This is a genomic window from Nocardia brasiliensis IFM 10847, from assembly GCF_000710915.1.
Lineage (GTDB): Bacteria > Actinomycetota > Actinomycetes > Mycobacteriales > Mycobacteriaceae > Nocardia > Nocardia brasiliensis_A.
Window position 1 is genome coordinate 66,999 of the sequence record NZ_BAUA01000044.1, and the last position, 24,930, is coordinate 91,928.

27 protein-coding genes and 1 pseudogene are annotated in these 24,930 nt (G+C 63.7%); 18 read left to right on the forward strand and 10 right to left on the reverse strand.

The window, feature by feature from the left end; genetic code table 11:
* Window positions 1-57: 57 nt before the first annotated feature.
* Window positions 58-393, reverse strand: coding sequence for a DUF4873 domain-containing protein (locus tag NBRGI_RS08910; RefSeq protein WP_029894403.1), 336 nt, complete (start codon window positions 391-393; stop codon window positions 58-60).
* 260 nt (window positions 394-653) lie between these two features.
* On the opposite strand from NBRGI_RS08910, the gene NBRGI_RS08915 reads away from it, so the two are divergent.
* The 8 genes from NBRGI_RS08915 to NBRGI_RS08950 all read left to right on the forward strand — a co-directional run bounded on the left by NBRGI_RS08915 (window position 654) and on the right by NBRGI_RS08950 (window position 8,113).
* On the forward strand, window positions 654-1,640 hold the full coding sequence (locus NBRGI_RS08915) for an AurF N-oxygenase family protein (protein WP_029894405.1): 987 nt from the start codon (window positions 654-656) through the stop codon (window positions 1,638-1,640).
* A 194-nt stretch (window positions 1,641-1,834) separates the two neighbouring features.
* A complete protein-coding gene (locus tag NBRGI_RS08920) occupies window positions 1,835-3,433 on the forward strand; it encodes a flavin-containing monooxygenase (protein ID WP_081872549.1) in 1,599 nt (532 codons plus the stop codon).
* Window positions 3,430-4,278 carry an SDR family NAD(P)-dependent oxidoreductase gene (locus NBRGI_RS08925; RefSeq protein WP_029894410.1) on the forward strand — a complete coding sequence of 283 codons (849 nt, stop codon included), beginning with the start codon at window positions 3,430-3,432 and terminating at the stop codon, window positions 4,276-4,278. Before NBRGI_RS08920 ends, NBRGI_RS08925 begins: the two co-directional genes overlap by 4 nt.
* 69 nt (window positions 4,279-4,347) lie before the next feature.
* Window positions 4,348-5,391 (forward strand): ferredoxin--NADP reductase, encoded by a 1,044-nt coding sequence (locus tag NBRGI_RS08930; RefSeq protein ID WP_029894412.1) that lies wholly within the window; start codon window positions 4,348-4,350, stop codon window positions 5,389-5,391.
* Between the two features lie 204 nt (window positions 5,392-5,595).
* The gene (locus NBRGI_RS08935) at window positions 5,596-6,252 is read left to right on the forward strand and encodes a TetR/AcrR family transcriptional regulator (RefSeq protein WP_051727596.1); all 657 of its coding nucleotides are present in this window, start codon (window positions 5,596-5,598) and stop codon (window positions 6,250-6,252) included.
* A 362-nt stretch (window positions 6,253-6,614) separates the two neighbouring features.
* On the forward strand, window positions 6,615-6,851 hold the full coding sequence (locus tag NBRGI_RS48990; protein ID WP_228808858.1) for a hypothetical protein: 237 nt from the start codon (window positions 6,615-6,617) through the stop codon (window positions 6,849-6,851).
* A complete protein-coding gene (locus NBRGI_RS48995) occupies window positions 6,848-7,039 on the forward strand; it encodes a cytochrome ubiquinol oxidase subunit I (protein WP_228791290.1) in 192 nt (63 codons plus the stop codon). The genes NBRGI_RS48990 and NBRGI_RS48995 overlap by 4 nt, the downstream gene beginning before the upstream one ends.
* Window positions 7,040-7,528: 489 nt before the next feature.
* A complete protein-coding gene (locus NBRGI_RS08950; RefSeq protein WP_029894418.1) occupies window positions 7,529-8,113 on the forward strand; it encodes a hypothetical protein in 585 nt (194 codons plus the stop codon).
* 128 nt (window positions 8,114-8,241) lie between these two features.
* Here NBRGI_RS08950 and NBRGI_RS08955 read toward each other — a convergent pair whose 3' ends face one another.
* The gene (locus NBRGI_RS08955; protein WP_029894420.1) at window positions 8,242-8,913 is read right to left on the reverse strand and encodes a TetR/AcrR family transcriptional regulator; all 672 of its coding nucleotides are present in this window, start codon (window positions 8,911-8,913) and stop codon (window positions 8,242-8,244) included.
* A gap of 187 nt (window positions 8,914-9,100) precedes the next feature.
* On the opposite strand from NBRGI_RS08955, the gene NBRGI_RS08960 reads away from it, so the two are divergent.
* From NBRGI_RS08960 to NBRGI_RS49000, 5 genes are all read left to right on the forward strand, one after another.
* On the forward strand, window positions 9,101-10,603 hold the full coding sequence (locus NBRGI_RS08960) for an MFS transporter (protein ID WP_228791292.1): 1,503 nt from the start codon (window positions 9,101-9,103) through the stop codon (window positions 10,601-10,603).
* A 31-nt stretch (window positions 10,604-10,634) separates the two neighbouring features.
* Complete coding sequence (locus NBRGI_RS08965; RefSeq protein WP_029894423.1) at window positions 10,635-11,084, forward strand: universal stress protein; 450 nt, start codon at window positions 10,635-10,637, stop codon at window positions 11,082-11,084.
* 36 nt (window positions 11,085-11,120) lie between these two features.
* On the forward strand, window positions 11,121-11,663 hold the full coding sequence (locus NBRGI_RS08970) for a PaaI family thioesterase (RefSeq protein ID WP_029894425.1): 543 nt from the start codon (window positions 11,121-11,123) through the stop codon (window positions 11,661-11,663).
* A gap of 167 nt (window positions 11,664-11,830) precedes the next feature.
* On the forward strand, window positions 11,831-12,343 hold the full coding sequence (locus tag NBRGI_RS08975; protein WP_029894427.1) for a hypothetical protein: 513 nt from the start codon (window positions 11,831-11,833) through the stop codon (window positions 12,341-12,343).
* 335 nt (window positions 12,344-12,678) lie between these two features.
* Window positions 12,679-12,948, forward strand: coding sequence for an SAM-dependent methyltransferase (locus NBRGI_RS49000; RefSeq protein ID WP_029894429.1), 270 nt, complete (start codon window positions 12,679-12,681; stop codon window positions 12,946-12,948).
* On the opposite strand, the pseudogene NBRGI_RS49855 reads toward NBRGI_RS49000, so the two are convergent.
* Window positions 12,912-13,313, reverse strand: a pseudogene (locus NBRGI_RS49855) (class I SAM-dependent methyltransferase); the annotation flags it as partial. The gene NBRGI_RS49000 and the pseudogene NBRGI_RS49855 overlap by 37 nt on opposite strands.
* 14 nt (window positions 13,314-13,327) lie before the next feature.
* On the opposite strand from NBRGI_RS49855, the gene NBRGI_RS08990 reads away from it, so the two are divergent.
* Window positions 13,328-13,852, forward strand: coding sequence for a MarR family winged helix-turn-helix transcriptional regulator (locus tag NBRGI_RS08990; protein WP_200881383.1), 525 nt, complete (start codon window positions 13,328-13,330; stop codon window positions 13,850-13,852).
* Window positions 13,853-14,922: 1,070 nt separating this feature from the next.
* Window positions 14,923-15,936, forward strand: coding sequence for a tyrosine-type recombinase/integrase (locus tag NBRGI_RS46260; protein WP_081872551.1), 1,014 nt, complete (start codon window positions 14,923-14,925; stop codon window positions 15,934-15,936).
* Window positions 15,937-15,969: 33 nt separating this feature from the next.
* Here the strand turns inward: NBRGI_RS46260 and NBRGI_RS47330 are convergent, their stop codons facing one another.
* The 7 genes from NBRGI_RS47330 to NBRGI_RS09030 form a co-directional block, all read right to left on the reverse strand.
* The gene (locus NBRGI_RS47330) at window positions 15,970-16,572 is read right to left on the reverse strand and encodes an AAA family ATPase (RefSeq protein WP_063726247.1); all 603 of its coding nucleotides are present in this window, start codon (window positions 16,570-16,572) and stop codon (window positions 15,970-15,972) included.
* On the reverse strand, window positions 16,569-16,730 hold the full coding sequence (locus NBRGI_RS48085) for a hypothetical protein (RefSeq protein ID WP_158439830.1): 162 nt from the start codon (window positions 16,728-16,730) through the stop codon (window positions 16,569-16,571). The genes NBRGI_RS47330 and NBRGI_RS48085 overlap by 4 nt, the downstream gene beginning before the upstream one ends.
* Before the next feature lie 76 nt (window positions 16,731-16,806).
* Window positions 16,807-18,231, reverse strand: coding sequence for a group II intron reverse transcriptase/maturase (gene ltrA / locus NBRGI_RS43585; protein ID WP_235210893.1), 1,425 nt, complete (start codon window positions 18,229-18,231; stop codon window positions 16,807-16,809).
* Window positions 18,158-18,535: a reverse transcriptase N-terminal domain-containing protein gene (locus tag NBRGI_RS49010; RefSeq protein ID WP_235210894.1), complete on the reverse strand. Its 378-nt coding sequence runs from the start codon at window positions 18,533-18,535 to the stop codon at window positions 18,158-18,160. The genes ltrA and NBRGI_RS49010 overlap by 74 nt, the downstream gene beginning before the upstream one ends.
* Before the next feature lie 670 nt (window positions 18,536-19,205).
* Entirely contained in the window at window positions 19,206-19,556 is a 351-nt protein-coding gene (locus NBRGI_RS09020; protein ID WP_051727597.1) for an NUDIX domain-containing protein, read from the reverse strand.
* Between the two features lie 70 nt (window positions 19,557-19,626).
* The gene (locus NBRGI_RS09025) at window positions 19,627-20,634 is read right to left on the reverse strand and encodes a GAF domain-containing protein (protein ID WP_029894437.1); all 1,008 of its coding nucleotides are present in this window, start codon (window positions 20,632-20,634) and stop codon (window positions 19,627-19,629) included.
* Window positions 20,631-22,070 (reverse strand): cytochrome P450, encoded by a 1,440-nt coding sequence (locus NBRGI_RS09030; RefSeq protein ID WP_051727598.1) that lies wholly within the window; start codon window positions 22,068-22,070, stop codon window positions 20,631-20,633. The genes NBRGI_RS09025 and NBRGI_RS09030 overlap by 4 nt, the downstream gene beginning before the upstream one ends.
* 422 nt (window positions 22,071-22,492) lie before the next feature.
* On the opposite strand from NBRGI_RS09030, the gene NBRGI_RS09035 reads away from it, so the two are divergent.
* The 3 genes from NBRGI_RS09035 to NBRGI_RS49015 all read left to right on the forward strand — a co-directional run bounded on the left by NBRGI_RS09035 (window position 22,493) and on the right by NBRGI_RS49015 (window position 24,714).
* Window positions 22,493-23,581, forward strand: a complete 1,089-nt coding sequence (locus NBRGI_RS09035; protein ID WP_195125707.1) for a GAF domain-containing protein — start codon at window positions 22,493-22,495, stop codon at window positions 23,579-23,581.
* 63 nt (window positions 23,582-23,644) lie between these two features.
* A complete protein-coding gene (locus tag NBRGI_RS09040) occupies window positions 23,645-24,181 on the forward strand; it encodes a hypothetical protein (RefSeq protein WP_029894443.1) in 537 nt (178 codons plus the stop codon).
* Between the two features lie 362 nt (window positions 24,182-24,543).
* Entirely contained in the window at window positions 24,544-24,714 is a 171-nt protein-coding gene (locus tag NBRGI_RS49015) for a hypothetical protein (protein WP_158453171.1), read from the forward strand.
* Window positions 24,715-24,930 lie beyond the last annotated feature (216 nt).

Below are 24,930 nucleotides of genomic sequence, written 5' to 3' on the forward strand. Positions count from 1 at the left end.
TTTTCGGTTCCGTTCGCAATGGTTCGTCATCGGCTTTCGCGCGAGGGGGCCTGCGACTCAACTCGGTGTCGCCTCCACCTCCTCCAGCGATGACGGCACGGGATAAGGGGGACGCCCGCGACCTTGGATTCGGTAGCGGCCCCAAAAGTCTCGATCGCCGATGGTCCCGGCAGCTTCGCCGGAACAAGTCCGGACCACCACCGAACGGCGGCGACCCTGTAGCAACTCGTCGAGAATGTCGCTCTGGCGGACTCGCCCGTACCAGCAGAAGCGGCCATCGATGGGTTGGAAGAAGCCGCGCAGTTCGACCTGCACCTCGACTTCGTTGCTGGCGATGATCACCGTCGCCGACCCGACGTAGTCGGAGTCATCGTGCGGACTGTGAGAATTCACTGTGGTTTCCTTCGTCTGGTCGACAGTCGACGCCCCGCGGGGGATCCACCAGCACTGCAGGTAGGGCGGACCGGCGCTGGGATCTGGGGGCGTTGACCGCTTGACAATCCGGTCCGCCGTGGTCAAAGTTACCTCATACCTGAAGTATCCGCTACCTGCCGTAAGGGTAATTTGACCGGGTGCCCAGGCAACTGTGACGGGATGTCACTCCGTGCTGGATGCGTCGATGCGAGTCATCGGCCGAGTCGAAGGATGGACAAATGACAACAAGTGATGTTCGGGCCCAGATCGCCGGGCCTATAGCCGTAACCACCGACGGTATGGCGCGCGTGAGCGGTCGCCGACCCGTTGATCTGCAACGATCGGCTGGGCGGCTGCTCAAGACCTCTGCCGAGAAGTTTTACGACGCCGAAGTCGACATCGACTGGGATAGTCCGTGGTTGCCGGACAAGGCATGGCTTCCCGAGCACCGGGTGTCGCTCTACGGCACCGGGCTGTGGAATCGACTGTCGGATGAGCAGAAGATCGAGCTGGGCAAGCACGAACTGGTCAGCATCTTGAGCTTCGGAATTTACGCCGAGAATTTGCTGAGCATGGCATTGTTGCGGATGAATACAACGGGAGACCTCGTCGACAACAAGGCGCTGTACGCACTCGCCGAGGTTGGCGACGAGAGCCGTCACTCCATGATGTTCGCGCGCTTGATCGCCAAAACGGGCATCGCGCCTTACAAGCTTCCACGCGGGTTCCTTTCGCTGGCGAAGATCCTGCATTTCATCCCGCTGGGGCCGTCTATCCAGGGTGCGACCCTATTGATCGAGGAGATACTCGATCGCGCCCAGCGTGAAGCGATGAACGACGAACGCTTACAGCCGCAGGTCCGGCAGTTGATGAAGATTCACGTGCTCGAGGAGGCCCGCCACATCACCTTCGCGCGAACCGAACTTGTCGAGGGAATGCGTGCGCGTGGACGGGTCTCGCGGGCATGGCACCGCGGTGTGCTCGCGGTCGTTGCGAATTTGGCATATCCGATTCTGATCAACCCGAGGCTGTACCGTGTGGTGGGCGTGCATCCGCTGCGAGGGTTCCTCGCGTGCCAGTTCGGTCCGCACTACCGGGAGAACCTTCAGTTCATGTCCGAGCCGATGATCCGATTCTTCGACGAGGCCGGCATGCTGGAAGGCCGGGTCACACTGTTCCTTTGGCGTCTGTCGAGGAGCCTTCCCAGCGACATCGCCCAGCGGTGACTGGGCGCGGTCCGGCGAAACGTGGGGACCGCAGCGCGGAAAATACGAGTGAAAGCCGATACCGCTCGCATGCGGTAACCATCGATCGTTCCTGTGACCTTATTGGTAGAACGGTCCGATATTCGCGTACGTTGCGGGCACGATAAAATCTCAGTGGCTAACGCTATGGCGAGCCGCACGGTCAGAGGAAGCCGATGAAAAACAGTCGTTCTGGAAATTATGTTTACAAGTCCGATGGCGCGGGAGGTGAAGAAGCGCAGGTAAAAGTGCATCGGACACAAGTTCTCATCGTGGGAAGCGGCTTTTCCGGCATGGGGATGGCAATTCAATTACTGAAAGCCGGAATAGACGACTTCTTGCTGATCGAGAAAGAGACCGAGATCGGCGGAACATGGCGTGACAACACGTATCCGGGCTGTGCATGCGACGTTCCTTCGCACATGTACTCCTACTCCTTCGAGCCCAAACCTGATTGGAGTCAACTCTGGGCGGGGCAGGATGAGATCCAGAACTATCTCACCGGCCTTGCGCGTAAGTATGATCTGTATCGGCGGACTCACTTCGGCCGGGCGCTGCAATCCGGACATTGGGATTCCGACGATTCTGCTTGGCATCTGGTCACCTCGGACGGTCACGAGTATATTGCTCGGTTCGTGGTTTCGGGGGTAGGAGCATTGCACATACCGAGCATTCCCAAGATTGAGGGACAGCAGAACTTCGGCGGCACAGTATTTCATTCGGCGCAATGGGATCATGACTGCTCGTTGGCGGGCAAGAAGGTCGCTGTTATCGGTACCGGAGCGAGTGCGATCCAGTTCATTCCCGAGATCGCCAAGGTCGTCAGCGAACTGCACGTGTACCAGCGCACGCCGGCATGGGTGCTGCCTCGGAAGAACATCAAGTTTCCGAAGGCTGTTCGGGCTTTGTTCACCAGAGTGCCGATCCTCGCGAAGGGGCTTCGAACGGCCGTATACTGGTCGGCGGAATCCTTGTCGGTGGGCCTCAACGGCCATCTCAACCTTATGCGCCCGCTCGAGAGTATTGCCAAGTGGAATATCGCGCAGGGAATCGACGATCCCGTATTGCGCACTAAACTCACCCCGAGCTATCGCATCGGCTGTAAGCGGATCCTCGGCTCGAGCGATTACTATCCAGCCCTGAATAGGCCCACGACAACCGTGATAACCGATGGGATCTCGGAGATCGCTGAGGGTGCGATCGTGTCTCGTACCGGCGAGAAGCGCCCAGTAGATGTGATCATCTACGCGACCGGCTTCCATGTGACAGATGGGTTCGAAAGCCTGCGTCTCAAGGGCGCGTCCGGCAAGGAACTCGCGTCGGTCTGGTCGGACGAGGGGATTCAGACGCATCTCGGCATCACGACCGCCGGGTTCCCCAACCTGTTCTTTCTGCTCGGCCCCAACACCGGGCTCGGCCACAACTCCGTGGTCTTCATGATCGAATGCCAGATCAGATACATAATCTCGGCGATCCGTCTTGTGAAGGAGCGCGGCGCGGCCGCGCTCGAGGTGCGTGAGCCGGTCCAGCGGAAGTTCAACTCCGAGATCCAGCGGAAGCTGGTGAAGGGAGTCTGGAGCAGCGGCGGGTGTACAAGTTGGTACCTCGACGCACAGGGCGTCAATCGAACGGTCTGGCCGGGTTTCACTTGGCAGTACTGGCGGCGGACTCGCAAACTCGCGGCGTCGGATTTCGGGTTTGTCGGCGAATCGGCCCCTGCGCACCGTAGCGTCGACGCCTCGAATTCGCCTGGGAAGGAGAATCTTCCGAAATGAGAGATTTCAGTAATCGAGTCATATCGATAACCGGGGGTGGTTCGGGAATCGGCCGCGCGGTCGCAATCCGGCTGGCTGTCGACGGTGCGCGGCTGGCTATTGCCGATATCAACGGTGAGCGCGCTCAGGAAACCGCTTCCGTATGCAGGTCCTTGGGGGCCGAATGCCAGCACTATGAGCTCGATGTAGCCGATCGTCGCGCATTCCAAGATTACCGGAGTCGTGTCCTCGCTGACTTTGGCTCGGTCAGCATGGTGATCAACAACGCAGGTGTTGCGCTGGGCGCCGACATACTGGACATGGAGTGGAGCGACTTCGAATGGCTGATGGGCATCAATTTCTGGGGAGTGGTCAACGGAACGAAGCTGTTTCTTCCGGATCTGATCGATTCGGGTGACAGCCACATTGTCAATGTCTCGAGCGTTTTCGGGTTGATGGCTATACCGAGCCAGAGTGCGTATAATGCATCGAAATTCGCCGTGCGAGGATTCACCGAAGCACTGCGGCAGGAGATGCGAATCCGCCGGTTACCCATCGGTGTGACATGCGTACATCCCGGTGGTGTTCGCACTAATATCGTGCGAGATGCACGGGGTGTCGGCGTGATCGGCGATGAAGAGAAGATCGTTGCTGGATTCGATCGGATCGCGCTCACCACGCCGGACCGCGCAGCAGATGTGATCCTCAAGGGCGTCCGCCGCAACAGGCCACGAGTCCTCGTAGGACCCGATGCCCTGGGTTTCGATCTCATCACGCGGGCGGTGGGACCCAGGTATCAGGACCTAAACGCACCTCTGGCGCGCGTGGGATACGCGATAGGCCGTCGATACGGTCTGGTGAAGTAGCGCAGTTGGTATCGGTCCGCCGGCTAGATGGATGAGCGGGAGAAGCTGTCCAGCATTGATGGAGAAGGTATGTTCTCGAAAATAAATACGCCACGCGAACTCACTGTTTCCCGTGTGGTGCAGGAGACACCGGACGCGGTGTCCATATGGTTTGATGTCCCCGAGCGCCAATGGGAAGTATTTTCGTACGATCCTGGACAGTTTCTGACATTGCGTATCCCCGGGAGTGGTGATGGAAAACCTGTGGCACGCTGCTACTCGCTTTCGAGTTCCCCATATGCCGAGGACGAGTTGGCCGTGACGGTGAAGCGCACAGCAGGTGGGTACGGATCCAACTGGCTGTGTGACAACATTGTCGCTGGCGCTACGATGACTGTTCTGCCGCCGAGCGGGCACTTCACGCCGAAGGACTTCGACGCGGATATGGTATTTCTAGCAGCTGGCAGCGGCATCACGCCGATTATTTCTATTGTCAAATCGGCTCTGCTGGAGGGGGGTGGTCATCTCGTTCTCTTCTACGCGAACCAAGACGCCGAGAGCGTCATCTTCGGCGAGGACCTCCGCTATCTGGCTAAACAGTTTCCGGAACGGCTCAATCTGATCGAATGGCTGGAGAGCGAGCGCGGATTGCCAGACCGAGAAACTCTCTCGGAACTCTGCGGTGCGTATCAGAATCGGATGTATTTCGTGTGCGGCCCGGCAGCGTTCATGGATCTAGTGGTCGATGTTGCGCATCAAGTCGGTGTGCCGCACCGAAATCTCCATCGAGAAGTCTTCCAATCTCTTCGCTCCGATCCGTTCGACATCGAAAACAGCGTAAAACAATCGATGACAACGGAGCAAGCTCGTCTCGTGGTCTATCTCGACGGTGAGCGCGCCGAGTTGCAGTGGCCGAAGGATCTGTCGCTCGTCGAAGTCCTGCTGAACGAAGGCTTCTCACCACCGTACTCCTGTCGAGAAGGAGGATGCGGCGCGTGTGTGTGCAAGGTCGTGGATGGCGATATCGAGATGAAAGTGAACGACGTGCTCGACGAGGACGACCTCGAGGAGGGTGATCGGCTGGCTTGCCAATCGGTCCCGATCACCGACACCGTAACGGTGACGTTTGACTGACCGCCCGGCCACGGCACAGCCGGCGGCTGTCTTCGTCCGCTCGATCAGCCGGTCGATCGGCCTCATGCGATTGGCCGCTCACATGACCAGTAGCGTACGATCGTCCTGGTGGCAGGTGCGCGACAGAGGGTTCTGGAGGTCGGTAGCTCGGTGGTTCGACGAGTTGACGCACGATCAAGCCGTTGGGCAGAGCACCGGGTCCTAGTGCGAGCGGAGCTGGTTGATGCCGCGTATGTGGCCTTCGCCAAGTACGGGCCTGACGCCAGCATGGACGATATCGCTCGGGAAGCGGGGGCGACAAAACCCAAACTGTATCGCCACTTCAAGGACAAACAGGGCCTTCGTGCTGCGGTCGTGGAACGCGCGAAGGATCTCATGTGGTCCAATATTCTCGCAGCGGTCGATTTCGGATCCGATCCGATCGGTAAGGTGATGAATCAGCTCGCCGAGCAGTATACGCAACTGGTCGATGAGCACCGCAATGTATTCCAGTTTCTCGTTCGCAGCCATTTCATCGAGAGCTCATCGGAATCCGATCAGGCTCTCGAGGACGCGCGCGAGTTGGCTGGGTTCATTGCTGGCCATTTCGCGACAGTGCTGGAGAACGCTGGTGCGGACACTGCGGGCATCGATTTGGTGGTGCAGTCGATCATAGGTGCGAGCCTCTCCGCAACTGATTGGTGGATCAACTCGCAATCAGACCCGACTGCGGCGATGTCCCGCTCGGCCTTCCGCGAGCATCTCAGCGCAATCATCTGGGGAATTATCGATGCCTCTGCACGGGCCCGTGGAGTCCGAATCGATCCGTCTGCGACGCTGCGAATCGAGAATATCGAGCTGATCGAGGCCGAAACCATCTGACAGTTGGGCTCGAATCAAAGGTCGATGGACCTGTTGTACCAGGTCGCGCTGAACCGGCCCCCGACGGTTGACACGGCATCTGCGTGGACGCTTGGACCAATCGGCTGGAATACAGCCTGTGATGAGAAGTCACCGGCTACCGCAGCTTCGGCAAGGGTGGTCCATGCTTGCGCGGCCCGATGTGCGGCGGCGATAGTGTCGACATGGGGGGTTGCGTGTGTAGTCGGCGAGGCTGCCATAGCCTCGGGTTCGACGGTGAATTGGTGATGATGCTTGGGCCACCATCGCGCAAAGTTGGTGCCGATTACTGGAGAGGATCGGCGGCCATCGCCGTGAGATCTGTTGCAGGATAAGGCCAATCGATGATGTGGGGGCGTGGCGGGTCGGGATTGGAGGCTGGTGGACGCGCGGTCGAGCGCCAACGCTTCACAAAACTGGACGGGCATGATTCGCAACCGGCGAAGTTGGCCGCGTTCGAACTGGCCCTCACCACCGAGGGGCCGGTGCCGCTGCGGTTGGGCGGGATGCTGGTGGACGGCGAGGTCCGCGGGACGCCCGAGATCCCCGCTTGGGTTCGATCATTGCCCGCAATTCGTTGACCGCACCTGTTCCTGGGCTGGACTCGGTCCCGGTCGAGGACCGGCCGCCGATCAACATCACCCATCTGGCGTTTCAGACCATGGGTCGGTGTCCAGACCGAGAGCGAACGTGGGCCGTTTCACTGAGCGACCCGTCCCTGTCAAGACCAGTCCAAGCAAAGAGGCCGTGTAGCGCACCGGATCCGTAGTGCCAGGCCTTCTCGGGTGGGGGGCAAAACAAATGAGTCATCGGGTCGCTACTTTTAGGCTGGACAGTTCCCGGACGGCCCGGTCGGCCGTCGGGACTCCGAGGAGATCGCCGATCACGGTAACCGGCAGCGGAAGCGTCAGATCGCTGATGAAGTCAGCGACTTCACGCTCACTCATCGCATCAAGCAGGTGGTGGATCTGGATGGTGATCGGCGCTCGAAGCTCGTCGATTTGGCGAGCGGTGCATCGGCGACCAGCTCTCGGACCTGGGTCTGGTCCTCAATTGTGTGGTGGAGCTGGGGTTTCCCTCTCGCACGTGCCGCGGATGTTCGCCGTGGGGCCATTGAAGCCATGTCCGTCGCTGATGGCGGTCGGGCGGCCTACCTGGATTCGCCGCCGTCTCCGCCGCGTGATCGGCGTCGAGATTGTTGGTACCTCGGTCGGTGACCCGATTCGATAGGTCGGTTCGTGGATATCCTGGCCAAACGTTGAGTGCGGTGGAGGTGCTGCGGGCGGTGCCGGATTTCGATGCTCTCGATTACGCGCGCGAACAGTTGCGGTCCGTCCTCGACGAAGTGGCCGGCGCCGAGTTGCCGGTCGAATTGCGGGTGCAGTTGGGGCTGCTGGCCGCGCTGGTGGCGGTGGCCGAACGCCTTTCCGTCGCACCGGCGCACGCCCGTGCCGAGGGTTCGGTGGTGGACGGGGAAGTCGGGTCGGTGCGAGTGTTGGCCTGGAATGACTCGTACCTGGAGTGGAATGTCGAGCTCGCGGTCCGGGTGCTGGCCAAGACCGCACCGCGGGGCATCGATTTGATCCGTGTCATGATCGGTGAGGGTGGGCGGGTCAGCGCCGATCGGGTACGGGAGCTGACCGGCCTCAAGTCGATCGCCAACATGACACGGGCGATCCGCACCGCGTATGTCACCGTCGCTGGTGACGAGTTCCGATGTTCGGATCTGGTACGCTGCCGCCGCGTCGGGCTCGGCGCGACTTCACGCACCGAGTATTTCTTCCCGCCGGGTGTGCTGGCGTTGGTTGCGACCGCGTTGCAGCAGCTCGACGCCGACCGCTGAGCCGAACGAATCGGACCGGTCCTCACGACGGCGGACGTTCGGGTGGGCCAGGACGCTTGCAGCGCTCGGGAATCTCGGGCGCTGGTGCGGGGGTGGGCGGCACGGTTCGGGTGAGCGCGGTCGTGGACTCAGTCGTCCGTCGCGGTTACGGTCGTGTGTGTTCGGTGGGTGGTGAGGAAGTTGTCGACGAGTCGGGTGCAGTCGTCGTGGTCGATGGTGCGTAGTCCGGTGAGGCGGGCGAACACGATCGGGCCGAGGAGTTCGATGATGGCGAAGGTGGTGTCGAGTTCGCCGAGTGTGGCGCGGGCCTCGGGGCTGGTGAGGACCTGGTCGAACGGGTGGCGGTATTGCTCGATGACGCGGGCGCGTAGTGAGGTGACCGCGTCCGGGTCGCGGTGGTCGGGGTCGGGGTGGTCGTCGCCGATGGATCCCATCGCCAGCCAGGCCAGGGTGGTCATCTGTACCGGGGCTTGTTCGATGAGGTCGGCCTGGGTGGTGAGCAGCGCGATGAGCTGCTCGCGCACCGATGCGGTGCCGGTGGGGGTGTCGACGTGGGGGAGCAGCCGTTCGAAGGTCGCCGCGAGCAGTTGGGTGGTGCTGCCGAAGTGCCGGTAGAGGGTGGCGCGGGCAACTTTCGACGCGCGGGTGACCGCCTCGACGGTGACCGCTTCGACACCGCCGGTGGCCAGCAGATGGGTGGCCGCGTCGAGCAACCGGTTGCGTGAGCGTGCCAGCCGCGGATCGGCCTGCTCGTCGTCCGCGGTGCGCGGGCCGCTCGTCGCGGGATCCGGGTCGGTCATGAACGCGCTCCTCCGATTTGTCTGGTTCGTCCCCGTGGTGATGCGTGAACACTATCGCACGCCCCGACCGCTGTGATAATAATGTTCTCTCACAGAGACCGTCGGTCTCTAAAGTCGGGAGGTGTCGGTGACCACACCCGGGACGGACACGGTCGAGATCGCCCGCTGGAGCCGGGCCGAGTGGTGGATGCTGACGGTGTCGTGCCTGGCGGTGGCGCTGGTGGTCGCGGCGATGGCGGCGTTGTATTCGGCGTTGCCGCAGCTCGCGGTCGCGACCGGGGCCACCCAAGCCCAGCTGACCTGGATCGTCGACGGCTACACGCTGGTGCTGGCGTGCCTGGTGCTGCCCGCCGGAGCCGTCGGTGACCGCTACGGGCGCCGCGCGGTGCTGGTGGTGGGGCTGGTGGTGTTCGCCGCCGCGTCGGCGCTGCCGCTGCTGCTGGACGAGCCGGGGTGGCTGATCGCGGCGCGGGCGCTGGCCGGGGCGGGCGCGGCGCTGGTGATGCCCTCGACGTTGTCGATCCTGACCGCGGGCTTCACCCCCGCTCTTCGCGGCCGGGCGGTGGGGGTGTGGGCCGGGGTCGCCGGATCCGGCGCGGTGCTGGGGATTCTGGGTGCCGGGCTGCTGCTGGAGCGGTGGTCGTGGTCGTCGGTGTTCGTCGGGTTGACCGTGGCCGGGACGGTGCTGGCGGTGCTGGCGTGCACCATCGCCGAGTCGCGCCAGTACGAGCATCCGCCGGTGGACTGGGTGGGCGCGGTCGCGGTGGCGGTGGCGGTCGCGGCGATCGTGTTCGCCGCGATCGAGGTCCCCGCGCGCGGCTGGGCCGACCCGCTCGTCGCCGTCACCGCCGGGGTCGGTGTGGTCGCGGCGGTGGTGTTCGTGGTCGTCGAACTGCGGTCGGCGGCGCCGCTGTTGGATGTGCGGTTGTTCGCCCGCCGCGGTTTCGGTGCCGGGGCGCTGTCGGTGACCATCCAGTTCCTGGTCACTTTCGGGGTGTTCCTGCTGCTGGTGCAGTACCTGCAGCTGATCTTCGGGTACGGGCCGCTGGCCTCGGCGGCGGGGTTGGCGCCGATGGTGGTGCCGCTGGTGGTGATCTCGGTGATCGCGCCGTGGCTGTCGAGCCGGGTCGGGTTGCGGGTGATGACCGTGACCGGCCTGCTCACCATCGCCGCCGGGCTGGTGCTGGTGAGCCGGTTGACCCTCGCCGCGCACTACCTCGATCTGCTGTGGCCGCTGCTGATCATGAGCGCGGGCCTGGGGTTGTGCACCGCTCCGGCGACCTACGCCATCGTCGCCGACACTCCCGAGGCCAAACACGGGGTCGCCGCCGCGGTCAACGACGCCGCCCGCGAGATCGGTGCCGCGATCGGGATCGCGGTGGCCGGCAGCGTGCTCGCCGCCGGCTACTCCCACCGCATCGCGCCCGCCCTGCCCCGGCTGCCCGAGCCCGCTCGCGGCCCGGTCGCCGATTCCCTGGCCGCCGCCCTGCAGGTCGCCGACCGGGCCGGACCAGCCGCCGCGCCGCTGGCCGAGTTCGCCAAGGCCGCGTTCGTGCACGGCAGCGGCCAGGCCGCGCTCACCCTGGCCGCCCTCACCGGCGCCGGGGCGATCGTGCTGGCCGTGCTCGCCCCCGGCCCGACCCGACGCGCCCGCGCACGACGTCCGCACACGCCCACCCCGTCCTCCTGAGATATACCCCTTCTCGCGAAAGACGCCCGTCATGACGGCCTACCGCACGATCATCGTCGACACCGACGGATCCGACCGCTCCTACCGCGTAGTCGACCACGCGGCCGAACTGGCCCACGCCACCCACGCCCGACTACTGATCATCTGCGTCCGCCACGACGTCGACGAACGCGCCCTCGGCCACGAGTTCGACCTGCTCGGCTCCGACGCCTACCGGCTGCGTGGCAGCAATCCCACCGAAGCCATCCTGCGCACCGCCCACCAGCACGCCCTCGCCCACGGCGCGACCGCCATCGAAACCCACATACTGCCCGAACCGGCCCTACCCGCCCTGCTGCACCTGGCCGCGACCACCGCCGCCGACCTCATCGTCACCGCCAACCCCCACCGCTCACCACTGCTGGCCCGGCTGCTGTCCACCCCACCGATCGCACTCGCCCGCAAAGCCCACTGCGACATCCTCATCGCCACCCCCCGCTAGACACACCCCTGCTAGACACACCCACAGAAAGCGCCCATGACCGAGGACACCCCCAACACCGGCATACACGAGCCCGGATCCCAACACTGCCAGACTTCGGACTGGATCCCCGCCTTCCCCGTGGTCACACCCGAATCCGCCGACCTGCCACCCCACCACGACCACTGCCTCGGTTGCGGACCGGCCAACCCCCACGGCCACCAGCTGCGTGTCCGCCGCGACGCCCACGGTGTCCACGCCCACCACCGCTTCGACGCCCGCCACGTCGGCGCCCCCGCGATCGCCCACGGCGGCGCGGTCGCCACCGTCCTCGACGACCTGTTCGGGTTCCTGCTCTACAGCGTGGGAGAACTCGCCGTCACCCGCCATCTCGCCATCGACTACCTCGCCCCCGTCCTGCTCGACACCCCCTACACCCTGCGCGCCCACATCCACGCCCGCGACGGCCGCAAACTCCACCTGCACGCCAGCATCGAAAACGACCACGCCCACGTGGTCACCACCGCCACCGCCCTGTTCCTCATCGTCGACATCGACCACTTCCTGACCCCACCACACACCAACCCCACACGCCGATAGCGCCGAACACCCGACACGGCATCCGCACCCTCACACCAGCGCCGGACGCCACTGAACTGATCGCGTTCGCCACCTGATTGCGCAGGTCAACGCCTGCATCGGTACCATCCGCACGTTCACCCACTGGATCGCTCGCATCTGGAGGCGTTGTGCACATTCCGTACCGTATGTTCGACGTTCCCGGCGACCGCTACTACAGCAAGGACGGCATGTGGGCGCAGCGGCTGGGCGACACCGCGGTGCGGGTCGGTCTCACCGCATATTGGTTGGTGACCAACGCCTACCACCCGCCGTACCGGGAAATCAGCCTGTACCGCACCACCGACGCGAAAGGTATCGCCAACTTCGGAATAGAGCCAACCGACCCGCTCGCCGAGGTATGGGGGTGGTCGGAATTCGCCTGGATCGTTCTGTGGTCTCCGGTCTCGGCGAAGACGGCGACGTACAACTCCGAGGAAGGCAGCAACTCCCCGTCCGGCGCGCCCGCTCTCGACGATGCCTATGGTCAGGGGTGGATGTGCGAAGTCGAGTACGCGGCGAGTTTGCCCGGCCACGACGAGCCCTACCCATCGATCGAGGAACAGTTCGCCGCGTTGCTCGCAAGGGGTGCCTTGATCGAGGCTCACGCGTACCGGACCCACATCCGCGCCATCGCGAATGATGCCGACACCCGCGAATAGGGCGCTGCCCTGAACCGTCCGCGCCGACACCCGGCATCCGATCCCGCGACGGTCGGTCCGTCCCGGTGTCACACGTCGTCACAACGTCGTCGACTGGGCTTCCCGCGTTGTGCGTGCGTGGCCGCGGTGTCGAGCGGCCCGTCGAACCGTCCCGGTCGATGCACCCCGCAGGGCAAACCGCCGGTCGGGCAATCTCGGTGATCAGCGCACCTGGGGGCACGAAACCCGAGATACGCTGCGGCCGCCAGCGATACAGTGGCCGTGCAGCAACGAAAGGCCGTCACCCGCATCACCCCAGCCGTCAACAGCTCCGGTCACGGAAAGAGACAGTCGCGATGTCCGCCCACAGCGATACCCGCCACACGGCGGTGGACCTGCACGTCGACCGGCCGCACAGTGCCAGGATGTACGACTGGTTCCTCGGGGGCAAGGACAACTACGAGGCCGACCGGCAGGCGTGCGCCGAGGTGGAGAAGATCTATCCCGCCGTGCGCACCGCCGCGCTGGCGAACCGCCGTGCCGATTCGGATCGAACGTGCTCGAAGAATCGCAGTGCCCCACCGGGTTTGAGTACCCGCCCGATTTCCGCCAACGCCGTGCTCTGATCTGGCACCGAGCACAGCACCAGAGAAACAACCGCCGCGCCGAACCGGCCATCCTGTGCCGGAATGCGTTCGGCTGAACCATCCACAACGTCCACCGGCAGCGACAAGTCATGGGCTGCGTGTTCGGCGTGGTGGCGCAGCAATGGTTCCGGCTCGACGGCCACCAACCGTGGCACAGACGATGGGTAGTGCTCGAAGTTCGGGCCGTGACCGGCTCCGACTTCGATCACCCCCCGCACAATCCGTCCGTGAGGCGCTGGTGATATTCCCCGATACCGGCGCGTTCGAGACCCGGGCCCGCCAGTCCGACATAGAAACGAGAGAACACCGGACGGCTCTTCACCTCTTGCGGCATTCCATCTCACCGCCTTCTGCGATCGTGGGCATCGCCTCGCTTACACTTGAATTAGGAGGTCAATGCATAGTGAAGTCACTTCACGATGTACCGGGCGAGCGGGAGACCGCCAGTGCCGCAACGGATCGGCTGTTCGAGCTGACCGAGGTCCTGGGCGCGATGATGGAGCGCGGCATGGCCGAGCGGGGTTTGACCCAGGCGCGATCCCGGGTGCTGTGGACGCTGCATCACCGCGGGCCGCTCACCCAGCGCGCCTTGGCGGATCTGCTGGCCGTCACCCCGCGCAATGTCACCGGCCTGCTCGACGGGCTGGCCGCCGAGGACTACATCACCCGAGAACCTCATCCCACCGACCGCCGCGCCACCCTTGTTAACCTCACTCGGCGCGGAAAATCGTTCACTGCCACACTTCGGCGCGAGCGCGATGAGATGGCCGCAGCTCTCTTCGATGGTGTTCCGACCGAGCAGTTGCGGAGCTTTCTCGACACGCTGGAGGTTGTCATTGCCCGCCTGAAGCCCGGCGAGGCGGGATTGCTTCCGAGCTGCTGACGCGGCCGCTGTGCAGAGCGGTGAGCTTATCGGACGCCCTGAACCCAGCAACGCCGAGAACCGCCGATCCGCCCCACGGGCGGCTGTGGCAACGACGTCGCTTCGTCCAGCGTGCGGTCTGCCACTCGCCGTAGGTCTGGGCGCAGTAGCCTTGCTACTCTTCACGATTCGCTGAAGCATCCGCGAACTGCTGTCTCGAAATCCGCAGCTGTTCGCTTCCGTGGTCGGACAGAATCTTGACCTAGCATCTCGTCGCGCCTCCTCCGGGCGCTCGCTGTACCCGGCATGCCCGATGAGGTAGCCCAACGAGCCGCGAATGAACGGTGCTGTGGCGCTGGGAGATCGATCGTGTCTGTGGCGCTCTCGGTTGTGGTGACCATGGTTCGGAACCTGAATATGTCAAGTCCAGTCAACTTATGTCATCTGCGGGCATCTGTAGATTCCGGAGATTGCACGCGGAGAATTATGGAATTACCTTCGTCTTAGAAGTAGCTGCAGGCGAGTTGGAGAGATCTGGTCGAGAATTCAACATTATTAGATCAACGCGGAGGATTGACCCGTGCATGGCGAAGGTGTGTCGGCCAGCTGACTCAAGCGTGGCGGGAGGTGTGCAATGAATCCAGCGAGTATGGCGTCGGCGAATAGTGGTCGGCATTTTGAAGATAGGGGAAACGCGTGTGGTCGGGAGCATCTCCCGCTTCCTTCCCTAGGGTGGAACGCGGGGTGTGAGACCAAAAGGTATCTCTATAGTCTGACCACTATATGTTGCCATGGCCAGCTCGGTGATCGTGCGCTGTTCAAATTGGTGGGTTGGGTTCCTGGTCAGACAATTTCGCTCCGGCACAATGACCACAGCGTTCTCGTCTACCGCGACCCCAGTGGAGTGGAGCGGATCGGCCCGAAGGGGCATCTACGCTTGCCATCTATTGTTCGTCACCAGTGTCGAATCGAAGTCGGCGAACGACTCCTTCTCGCTGTGTGCCCGGATCAGGATCTGGCAATCATCTACCCCATCGCCGTGGTCGACTTTGCCCTGTTAACTTACCATCCCGAGGCACTGAGGCTGGCTGATGGCGACGCCTGAGATCGAAGCGGCTCGGGTGCTGCTACGGCGACTAGGGCTCACGCCCGAGCAGTTGCTCGAAACCTTGGGCCCTCGGTCGGTGCCGACATTCGGCGAATACGTACCGATCATTGCCACATCAATAGCCAGGAGCACCCTTCGTGTGTACGGCACCTATCTGGATCGCCTCGTCGAGGAGTGGGGCGCGCGCCCTCTGAACGAGCCGACAGCCTCAGAACTGAGGCAGCTCGCGGAGAAGACCAGGCACAGGGCGATCGTTCGCCGCAACTCTCGCGGCGGTCGCAGTGCCGCAGAGAATCTCATTGCCGCGGCTCGGTGTGTCTATCGTCATGCCGAAGAGGACGGATACATCCAACCCGACTGCAACCCCGCGCGGCGAGTTGCAAAACCGCGCCGCCTCGCCAGCACAAGGCGAGCGATCTCCAACCGCCAACTCTCCGAAATCGTTCGAGTCGCGGCGACCACCGGCAACGATCCCGAGCTGGACTCGTTGATCCTGCGACTGCACATCGAAACAGCGTGCCGGCGATGCGGCGCACTGGCGTTACGGCCGATGGACCTCGACCCCGAGCAATGCCTCGTACTTCTCCGAGAGAAGGGCGAAACGGTCCGGTGGCAACCGGTGACTCCGACATTGATGGAGGCTCTGATCAAGCATGTGGCAGAACGACACCGGGGCGCCGCAGACAAGGCAGCGCCACTGCTGCGCCGACGGAATGGCGCACCGATCACCCGCCGTCATTACGACTCCCTGTGGAATCGTATCGGCCGAGAACTGGAATGGGTTGCACGCCAACAGATAAGCGCGCATTGGCTGCGCCACACGACCCTCACCTGGGTGGAACGGAACTTCGGGTATGCGGTTGCCCGCGCATATGCTGGGCATTCCAATCCAGATGGGCGTACCGGACAGACCGTCACCTACATCAGGGCAAGTCTGGAAGAGGTTGCTGAAGCACTTGCTGCGATGACTGGGGAGCCACATCCACTCGCAGCCTGATCGCCCTGCCGCATAAGGAACTCCAAGCTCTGGTCAGGAGAGGAGATCCGCGAACACATTGATGCCAAGGATCGAGCCGCCCTGGGTCACTCCGGAGCCGTCGAGGGGCAGGCGCGCGTCCACACGCGGCGGATGTCGCAATCGATCCGGCCGACGACGTCCTCCAAACACCAGCTGGCATCGATGCGGATTTCGGCGACGAACGACAGTGGCTGCCACCCGTGATACCACTGCGCCACCTGCTCGGCCGTGAACTCCCGAGATTGAGCTCGGCCTGGCATGCCGACGAAGGGTCTCTTCGAAGGAAAGGTCGAAGCAGTAGTGCAACGCATCCGCCACGGACTCGGTGAGTCGTTCGAGCATGCGGCCGTAGCGGTCGGCGTCGAGGATGCCTTCGACGATGCCTTCGACGATCACGATCAAGCCCTGTGACAGTCCGAAGGTGGCGACGTGCTCGATGAGATCGATGTTCACCGCTGCCGGAATATCGCGCTCGCGCAGCATGTGACGGCGCACCGTATCCTGCGGCACGACAAGGCAACGGGCGCGCGGGAACCGCTGCTGCACGGCGCGGGCGACGGTGGACTTGCCGGAGCCGGAGTTGCCGCGGATCACCACCAGCACGCCCTTGGTCACGGTGTCTGCGGCATCAGGACGGCATCGAGTTTGCGGATGAATCGCGCCAGGTGCGGGTCGGTCGCGGGAAGACCGTGGGGGTCCAGGTCCCACCAGCGCCCGCCGTCGAACTCGGCGGGATCGAGCTGGTAGTGGCGCGTACGTTGACCACGGATCACGTAGTCGGGTAGCCGGGGCGCATTGCTGCGTCCCGGCCCCCTCAGAACTGGGCGTGCGCCTTCCGACGCACCCAGCTCAAGCAGACCTCTGGCCACTCGATGTGGTGATCGCCTTCCGGTCTCCGGCATGAAGTTGCCGGTGGCAGACCGCGTGTATGACTTCCAGGTTGGCAAGGTCATTCGTTCCTCCTTTGCTGCGGTAGACGACGTGGTGCACGTGGATTCCCCGGCTTTTGGCCATGAACCATCGTGCCCATTCGTAGACGCTGTCGGGTTCGAATCCCGCGCCTTCGATGAGGTCTTGTCCGCACCTGGGACACAGGCCCTGCTGCCGGGCTGCCAGGGACAGAATCAGTTTCGATTCCACACTCGGCATCCGTTTGCGGGCGCGTCGCCGCCAGTACTGCTCGAGTTCCGGATCGTCGCGCGAGGCGTCACCTTTGACGGCGATATGCCGCACGATCGGCGTCCAGGCGAGCTTGGTCATGTGCTTGCCGGAGCGGCCGAACACATGCCGATCCTCGCGGCCTGAATGGAACTTGCCCCAGTAGCGGCTCAAAATCCACCCCCAGCCCTTGTTCCGGTGGCGATACACGCCCCAGCGTTTCAGGGCTCGATAAGTGAATCGGTCGATCTTGTTGAAGATCTTCGACGATACGGCGTGCCGATAGTAGGTGGCCCAGCCACGCAGGAACGGATTTAAGGCGTTCACCACCTGATCAGCGGTGTCGCCCTGATGTTTTCGGATCGTGTCCCGAATCCGTTTCTTGGCTCGCCGTACTGCATCCTTGTTCGGCTTGATGATCAACTTGTCACCGAAACGCCGAATGTTGAACCCCAGGAAGTCAAACCCATTGGTGAGGTGGACGACGCGCGTCTTGTCCTCGTTGAAGGTCAGCCCTCGCGGGGAAAGCCATTCGGCCAGAGCGGCTTTGCGATCCCATGCGTCCGATTCCGTCTCGCAGAACACGACGAAATCATCGGCGTACCGAATAAGCGCCGCAGGCACATTCTTTCCGCGCGTGCCGCTGGCGGTCCGCGCAGCGTCGATGTGCTCTGCCATCCCGTGCAGGGCGATGTTGAGCAGCAACGGACTGACGACCCCGCCTTGCGGCGTGCCCTCGACCGTGTCCGCGAACCTGCCCTGCTCCATCACACCCGCCCGCAGCCACCCCTTGATCCTGCGCCGGCCCGGGAACAGGCCGATCGAACCGAGGAGGTGGTCGTGGCTGATGCGATCGAAGGCCGCAGACAGATCCGCATCCAGGACCCAGAGCCGCCGCGCCTTCTTCGAACTGGCCACCTTGAAGATCGCCTCGATCGCGTCGTGGCAACCTCGGCCCGGCCGGAATCCGTAACTGCGGGCCTCGAACCGCGCCTCCCATTCCGGCTCCAGAGCGTTTTTCACCCGGGCCTGGTCGATGCGGTCACGGATGACCGGGATTCCGAGCGGGCGCTGTTTCCCGTTGGCCTTCGGGATGTACACGCGTTTGACGGGCATCGCATCGACGGTCGGTTCGGCTAAGATATGCCGGACCAGCCGTCCACGTTCTTCGGTTTTGGAGCGCGACCGTCCCGTCGATGCCCGCCGTCTTCTTGCCGGTGCTGAGCTGGGTGACCCGTCGAACGCTCGTCACGACGTTCGCGCGGGAGCGCAGCATCAGCTTTTGCAGGTTGCGCACCTGCTTGTGATCACCATTTCGTGCTGCCCTGAAGATCCTCTGGCGCAATCGCTTTACGTGCGCCTCTTCCTGTCGCCAGTCGATGCTGTGCCACAGGTCGGCGTCGCCCTCGGGTCCGTTCATCGGGAAACCAGCGGCTTTCGCCGTCCTGGTGTTCCGTCAGTCCAACTTGTGCCTCGGTGCAAGTCCTCACCCATCGGTGTCTCCATGGTCCACCCGATCCACGTCAGCACCCTTTCGGGTCCGGCCATCAGGCCGGTATCCGCCGGGTTATGGCCAGCAGGTGAAAGTCCCTGTGTCCCTGGCGTTTCCCCTGGGCTTTCGCCCTGACGGCGTTCGCTTCTTGGATCATCCTGTTCCCGCAGTGGAATTCGCCCCCGTTGCCGTCGGGCTACCGGCCGACCTACCGGACCACTACGGGGTTTCCGCGTTCCGCTGCCGTTAGATACGTGCGGGTAGGGCGACGCCCTCTTTGAACCGACTCCCGCGGTGACCTTTCCGAGCCCTTATGGAGCGACCCGGTCGCGTCGTGCTTTTCAGCACCAGGAGTTACCACCGCCGACTGCATGCCATGGATGCGGCGTCGTTTTAACGGTCCGTACCGACGAGGGTTCACGGTGATTCGCCCGATCGCACTTCCCCTTCGCTTGTGGCACGGTGATGGCCCACCACGCCCTTGAGCTTGACCACCTCGGCTCAGCACCCCGGCGTTACCACCGACGCACCCGAGGCTGGGGATCGACCATCGGTCACAGGTCGAAAAGCTGACTCCTTTCATCATCAACTTCACTACTCAGGCAGCGACTTCGCGTCGCACCCACAGCGAAAAATCCACATGACCTGCGGTCTGGCCGACGGTGGTCGTGCGGGAAAGGAACAACGGTTGCTCGTCCACCACATCGAAGATTGGATCGAGACCGAGTTCCTCAGCGGCTTCCCGGCTGGCGGTGGTGAGCGGATGCTCTCCGGGCTCGACGTGTCCACCCAGCGGCAGGTGCAGCCCCGCCCTGCGGTGCAGGCCGAGATGGACCCCGCGCTCATCGGGGTCGATCAGCACAACGTAGGACACCAGATGTGGTGAGGGGGTCGCGGGTTTGGCGCGTCGGAAGATGCCGTCGGTCGAACCGAGCCAGTCCAAAGTCATTGTGATGTGCTGGTTTTCGAGATCGTCGTAGGCAGTGATACCCGCGACGATGTCGGCAACGACAGCAGTATCAGTCGATCTTGCTGATTCGGATGACGTGTAGATTCTGGCCGACCTCGCCGGGATAGCGGCGGGAGTGCATTTCGACCCGTTGCCATCCGGAGTCGGTGAATGCGCGAATTCGGCAGGCGGTGACGCATTCCTGGTCGGGTCCGAGGGTTTGGAAGGTCGCGCGGATGCTGTCCCAGTCGTCGGGGTGGAACAGCATGGTGTCGCCGTTTTCGCGTTCCCAGTCGATCCAGGTGGGGACTTGGTGGCCGATCCATTCGGTGAGGACAGGACGGTCGACGGAAGGAGTGGAGGCGAGCAGCGCGGCGGCAGGTCCGTCGGCGGGTCGCTCGGCGGCGAGTCCGAGTGCTTCGAGGGGACTGATCGGTGGCTGGCCGTGGTCGCTGATGTCGAGGTTCAGTCCGCGCATGCCGTTGTGCCGCTGGTCTTTTCGTCCGCGGGCGGCGGCCTGCCACAGCATGAGGTAGCCGGCGTTGTGGAGGACGGTGAACAACGCGTCGTGGGTGGCGTTGGGATCGGGGTTGATGCCCAAGGCCACCAGCTCGTCGATGGCGTCGTAGCGCACGACTCGGCGGAACATCTCCGCGGGCGAGAGGGTGGTGCTGTGGAAGTCGGTGTCGCCAGGCAGGCTGGACATGGCCCAGGACTCTTCGGTGAGTTGAGCTTGCAGAGTGTCGAGGTGGAAGCACATGCCAGCGGCTGGCCGGTGCGGTGTGAGTTCATCGTCGAGGTCGCCGATCCATACGTGCATGCCGTAGACGTCGCTCTCTGGGCCGAGGACCGGCACGATGCGCACGAATCGTTCTCCGCCGTCGCGCGCGGGGACCACGCGGTCGGTGGTTTCACCGCTGGCGCTGTGGCGTATCTGTTCGAGTACTTCGTCGAGGTCGACTCGCTCGTGTCGCTGCAACGAGCGGAGGCTGGTCCATTCCTTGGGGGCACCGTCTTTGTTGATGATGGTCATCGGTTGCGGTGCCATGGCCAAGGCTTCGACGAACAACCAGGTCAAGGACGGGTCCTTTCGTGGATCGGGTGTGCGATCGGGCTGGCGAGAAGCTGGTAGGGCTCAGGGCGCAGGCTTCCGCGCTCGTGCATGCGCAGTGTCGGGGCAGAGTGGTCGGAGTTCAGGCTGACGGGCAGCTCGAGTTGGTAGCTGGAGACGATGCGGCCCACCAGCAGGGTTGCTTCGTGCATGGCAAAGGCCATGCCGATGCAGGAGCGCGGGCCGGTACCGAACGGGTGCCACCAGCGGTCAGGGAATTCACGCAATCGCGCGGCCTGGAATCGGTCGGGATCGAATCGGTCGGCGTCGGAGCCCCACACTTGCGGGTCGCTCTGCGCGGCCAACGACAGCAGGAACACGGCCCTGCCCTGGGGAATGAGGTATCCACCGAGGGGGCGATCCTGGCGGGCGACCCGGAAGAGCCCCGGCACGGGCGGATGCAGGCGAAGAGTTTCGTTGAGTACGTTGCGAATTGCGCGCATTCCGGTGACTGCGTCGTAGTCCCATCCACCACGGGCGGTGACCTCGGCGCGAAGCCGATCCTGTAGAGCCGGGTCGGCGGCGATGTAGTGCAGGGCGGCCTCGAGCAGGGCGGCGGTGGTTTCGTGGCCGGCGACGAGAAACGTGAGCGTCTGATCTCGAATGTTGCTGTCGGGCAGGCGTTCACCGGTCTCGGGGTCCTCGGTTTCGAGCATCAGGCCGAGCAGATCGCCGGTATCGCGGCGACCGGAGGCACGACGTTGGGCGATGATCTCGTCGACGAATGCCCGCGCGGTCGCGACATCGCGACGCATGCGCGGGGCCTGCACCCGGGTGCGGAGGGCGCCGAGGATCGGCAGGTCGTTGGTTTGGTCGCTGGCCCAACGCAGGATTCGCGCCAGCGCCTCGACGAACCAGCGTGAGTCGGGCACGTCGCCGGCGTGACCCAGCAGCCCGAAGGGCCGCCCGAAACCCGCGCGGGCGATCACTTCGAGGGTGGCGGCGGTCATGTCGGCGTGCACATCGATGCGCCCACCGGGCGCGACGGCCCAGGCGTTGGTGAGGTCGTCGGCCACGGTGAGCATGGCCTCGTGGTAGGTGCGCATCGACGCCTGGGTGAAGCCGGGGCTGAGGATGCGATGTGCCATGCCCCACAACGGATCACGGCTGCGGGCGGTGAACAGCCCGGCGGGCACGAACCCCCGCAATGTCTCTCCCGGCCCCGCCAGGCACCGCGCCCAGTACGTTTCGTCGCAGGCTTGCGCGGCCAGGTGGGCACCGGCCACCACGATCACCCGGCTTTGCAGCAGCTTGCGCTGGAAGATCGGCCCGAGACTGCGCGACAAGAGCACCTCGTGCTGGGTGGGATGGTGGCGATCCACCGACGCCAGATCTCCCAGAACCGGAAGGCGGCCCGGGGCATGTGGCAGCCGATCAAGGGGCAACAACGACGCATTAGTCATAGCTCGAAACCCTCAGTTTGTGGCGAGCAAGCACGGTGAAATCGGATCTACCTGCGCACATGGTAGTTGCAGCAGTGATTGACGACACAATCGGGTGGTGCTGTAATTGATCTTGCGCTGGGCGGCATTCCCCCTGGTGGCGTCGCCAACTACATCCCGATCACTACAGGCCCGCCGGGTGCGGGCATGTCTTGCCTGATCGGATTCCGACCGCCATCCAATGCCAGGGATACGCCGCCCAGACTGCTGTTTGCTCCAGCACGCAACCACCGAGGATCCGGTCGGGCTGAATTCGGAGACGAATAGCCGGAAGGAGCCGGGCGATGGAGCATTCGCACAGTCCTCACACCACCCCCAAAAGCGCTGCCGCACGGTGGCACCGCGGCGGCCCAGATGGTTCGCGGCGGGCTTCGCCTGCGGATATGCCCGGCCACGCCTCGGGATGCACACACCCGCGTGGAGCACATGCGCCCAAGCATTGGGTCGTCGCGGAGATGCTGGGTGAATCTCCCACCGCGACTGTGGTGGTCGATGGCCGGTACACGCGTGGGTTCGCCAATCTGGCGCGGATCACGATCGCGCCGACGATCGCGATCGTGGCGCGGCTGCAACCGCTCATCGACCGCTGCGTCGTGAGCCGACAAGTCGAGACCGACCGCATCACGCTGGGATGTGGGGCGCCGATCGTGGTTGTCGCCGACCCTGTTGCCGGTCCGTACGGACACATCCGAGCGGTGAGTCTGTGGGCCGGTGGCATCGATGAGCAACCGCCGCCGGCTCCGGCGGTCGGCATCGTGGAATGGGACGCCGCTGTCGTGGTCGCGGCGTCGTCGGCGGGCCGCTCGCTGCTCTTCGACGACCAGCCCCTGGAGCGGCTCATGCTGCCGGAAATGCTGGCGTGCTTCGACTGGCTCGAAGATCGCTCCGGGTTCCTATCGCTGCTCAGCATCGACAACCCGGCCGATCAATGGTTCGGCGCTGCCACGCGAACGTTCAGCGACGGCTGCGTGCACAAGCTGCACCTCGCGGCACGAGCATCCGGCACCGCAGCCAGCCGCAGCGTTCGCGCGCTCGTGTGCGATATCGCCGACGCGGCACCGCCGACGGCACCCGACATCTACTCGAGTGCCCTGCGCAACGTGCCGATCCTGCCCGGCCACGCCCTGGCGCTCATCGATCTGAGCGGAATGTACATCCACGACTGGGTCGCAGACGACAACGATCCGATCAGCGGATGGGCCCATCACCGGCCACTGCTACACCCCGAGGACCAGGCCGCCATCGGCACCGTCTGCAAAGAGATGCTCGAGGGCACACGCACCAGGGCGCACGTGAGCGCGCGGGTCCGCTTCGACCCCGCCGACGAATGGATCCAGCTGGAATCGCAGTGGAGACGCATCGTGACTGGCGACCAGCCGCAGGCACTCGCCGACGTCGTCATCGTCCCCCCGATCCCGCCGTCCGTCACTGACAAATGCACCCGATGCCAGCGGATATCGGATCGTCATTGAACTCCGAAAAGGCAAGGGTGCAGCCCGGCATCCGAACCTAATCGACCGACCGAGGAGGCCGCGATGGACAACAGAGACTTCCGATCACGCACTGTGAGCCCCACGATCATCGACGGGGTAGCGCTGGACCCGACCTACGCTGCCGGAGCAGCATTGCGAGCCGCACAAGCGGCCCTCGACCACTACCGAACCCGGTCCTACAATCCCGCGGGCTGGGACGACGAGGAATCCGCGCGAGTCGCCATGGAACGCATCACGGCCTTCGACGCACGGGTTCAGCTCTTCGCCCCGCACCTACGCAATTCCATGAGCGACGAGGAGCTCGAACTCTATCGCTCCAACATGGAACCGCAGTGGCAGCAACAAGAACTCATCGCGCATTGGGCGGCCGCCGAGGCCAACCGAGACAACGATCCAGAACTGGCCGACAGACGCGCGGCACAGGTCAGCGCCGCCGGCATCGACGTCGATCGCGCCCGAGCGACCGCCGATCAGCATCAGGAATCGGTATGGCCGCCAACGATGTGGACCCGCATGGAGCAACTCGCAGCGGACTACACCGAGATCACAGCACAGTTGGGCAAGGATCCGTGGGCGTGAGCCCGACTGCGGCTGCACCCGCATGCCGTTTGAAGACATCGATCGCCGATAGAAACCGCCAATTCGGCTGATCGAAAAATTCTTTCATGAAATACCCGCACATACCATAACGAGGCGAAGATCAGACCACGATTTGCTTGCGCAGATATCGGATTCGACCTAATGTATTAGTAAGACCTCTTTCGAGGGGGCTATCCCGGCAACCGCCGTGCGGAACCGGATGAATTACCGAGCATTCTCACCGCTGACCAGTGGCCGAGTATGGAGTTCGCGGAATGTTCGGTACCCCTGCGATACCTATGCGCTTCGGACATGCATGTTTGAAATGTCGGAGCGCGTCGGGTCGGATGGGAGATGATGACATGAAGATTCTCGACAGGGGATGCCGACGTCCCCGCAGCTCCGACCGTCCGGGACTGGTTTGGGACCAGGCGCTGAACGAGCGATTCGAACGGCTCTACGACAAAATGATCGACCACGAGCGGCGCAGGCGCCGCCTGGTCCGACATTTCAGGATGCTCGACGACGAATAAACGTCGAGCATCGATGAGGCCGTAATCGGATCGCGGCACATGAGCTGCATGCGGACTCTTCTGCCAATCACACAATTCCCGCCCTGCGGTTACGAGCGCGTCCGTGATGGACTCGTCGTATTTCCGGGGTGATCGAATTCATCCGCTAACGAGCGGATGGCAACAATTCGGCCCCGCCTGAGTTGTGCCATTCCAGCTCGTCATGTGAGGCGGGTG

Excerpts from the sequence above, each read along its gene's own strand:
- NBRGI_RS08915 (WP_029894405.1), top strand. The coding sequence starts at position 654 with ATGACAACAAGTGATGTTCGGGCCCAGATCGCCGGGCCTATAGCCGTA.
- NBRGI_RS08920 (WP_081872549.1), top strand. The coding sequence starts at position 1,835 with ATGAAAAACAGTCGTTCTGGAAATTATGTTTACAAGTCCGATGGCGCG.
- NBRGI_RS08925 (WP_029894410.1), top strand. The coding sequence starts at position 3,430 with ATGAGAGATTTCAGTAATCGAGTCATATCGATAACCGGGGGTGGTTCG.
- NBRGI_RS08930 (WP_029894412.1), top strand. The coding sequence starts at position 4,348 with ATGTTCTCGAAAATAAATACGCCACGCGAACTCACTGTTTCCCGTGTG.
- NBRGI_RS48990 (WP_228808858.1), top strand. The coding sequence starts at position 6,615 with ATGATGTGGGGGCGTGGCGGGTCGGGATTGGAGGCTGGTGGACGCGCG.
- NBRGI_RS08955 (WP_029894420.1), bottom strand. The coding sequence starts at position 8,913 with ATGACCGACCCGGATCCCGCGACGAGCGGCCCGCGCACCGCGGACGAC.
- NBRGI_RS08960 (WP_228791292.1), top strand. The coding sequence starts at position 9,101 with ATGCTGACGGTGTCGTGCCTGGCGGTGGCGCTGGTGGTCGCGGCGATG.
- NBRGI_RS08965 (WP_029894423.1), top strand. The coding sequence starts at position 10,635 with ATGACGGCCTACCGCACGATCATCGTCGACACCGACGGATCCGACCGC.
- NBRGI_RS08970 (WP_029894425.1), top strand. The coding sequence starts at position 11,121 with ATGACCGAGGACACCCCCAACACCGGCATACACGAGCCCGGATCCCAA.
- NBRGI_RS08975 (WP_029894427.1), top strand. The coding sequence starts at position 11,831 with ATGTTCGACGTTCCCGGCGACCGCTACTACAGCAAGGACGGCATGTGG.
- NBRGI_RS49000 (WP_029894429.1), top strand. The coding sequence starts at position 12,679 with ATGTCCGCCCACAGCGATACCCGCCACACGGCGGTGGACCTGCACGTC.
- NBRGI_RS46260 (WP_081872551.1), top strand. The coding sequence starts at position 14,923 with ATGGCGACGCCTGAGATCGAAGCGGCTCGGGTGCTGCTACGGCGACTA.
- ltrA (WP_235210893.1), bottom strand. The coding sequence starts at position 18,231 with ATGCCCGTCAAACGCGTGTACATCCCGAAGGCCAACGGGAAACAGCGC.
- NBRGI_RS49010 (WP_235210894.1), bottom strand. The coding sequence starts at position 18,535 with ATGAACGGACCCGAGGGCGACGCCGACCTGTGGCACAGCATCGACTGG.
- NBRGI_RS09020 (WP_051727597.1), bottom strand. The coding sequence starts at position 19,556 with ATGACTTTGGACTGGCTCGGTTCGACCGACGGCATCTTCCGACGCGCC.
- NBRGI_RS09030 (WP_051727598.1), bottom strand. The coding sequence starts at position 22,070 with ATGACTAATGCGTCGTTGTTGCCCCTTGATCGGCTGCCACATGCCCCG.
- NBRGI_RS09035 (WP_195125707.1), top strand. The coding sequence starts at position 22,493 with ATGCCCGGCCACGCCTCGGGATGCACACACCCGCGTGGAGCACATGCG.
- NBRGI_RS09040 (WP_029894443.1), top strand. The coding sequence starts at position 23,645 with ATGGACAACAGAGACTTCCGATCACGCACTGTGAGCCCCACGATCATC.
- NBRGI_RS49015 (WP_158453171.1), top strand. The coding sequence starts at position 24,544 with ATGAAGATTCTCGACAGGGGATGCCGACGTCCCCGCAGCTCCGACCGT.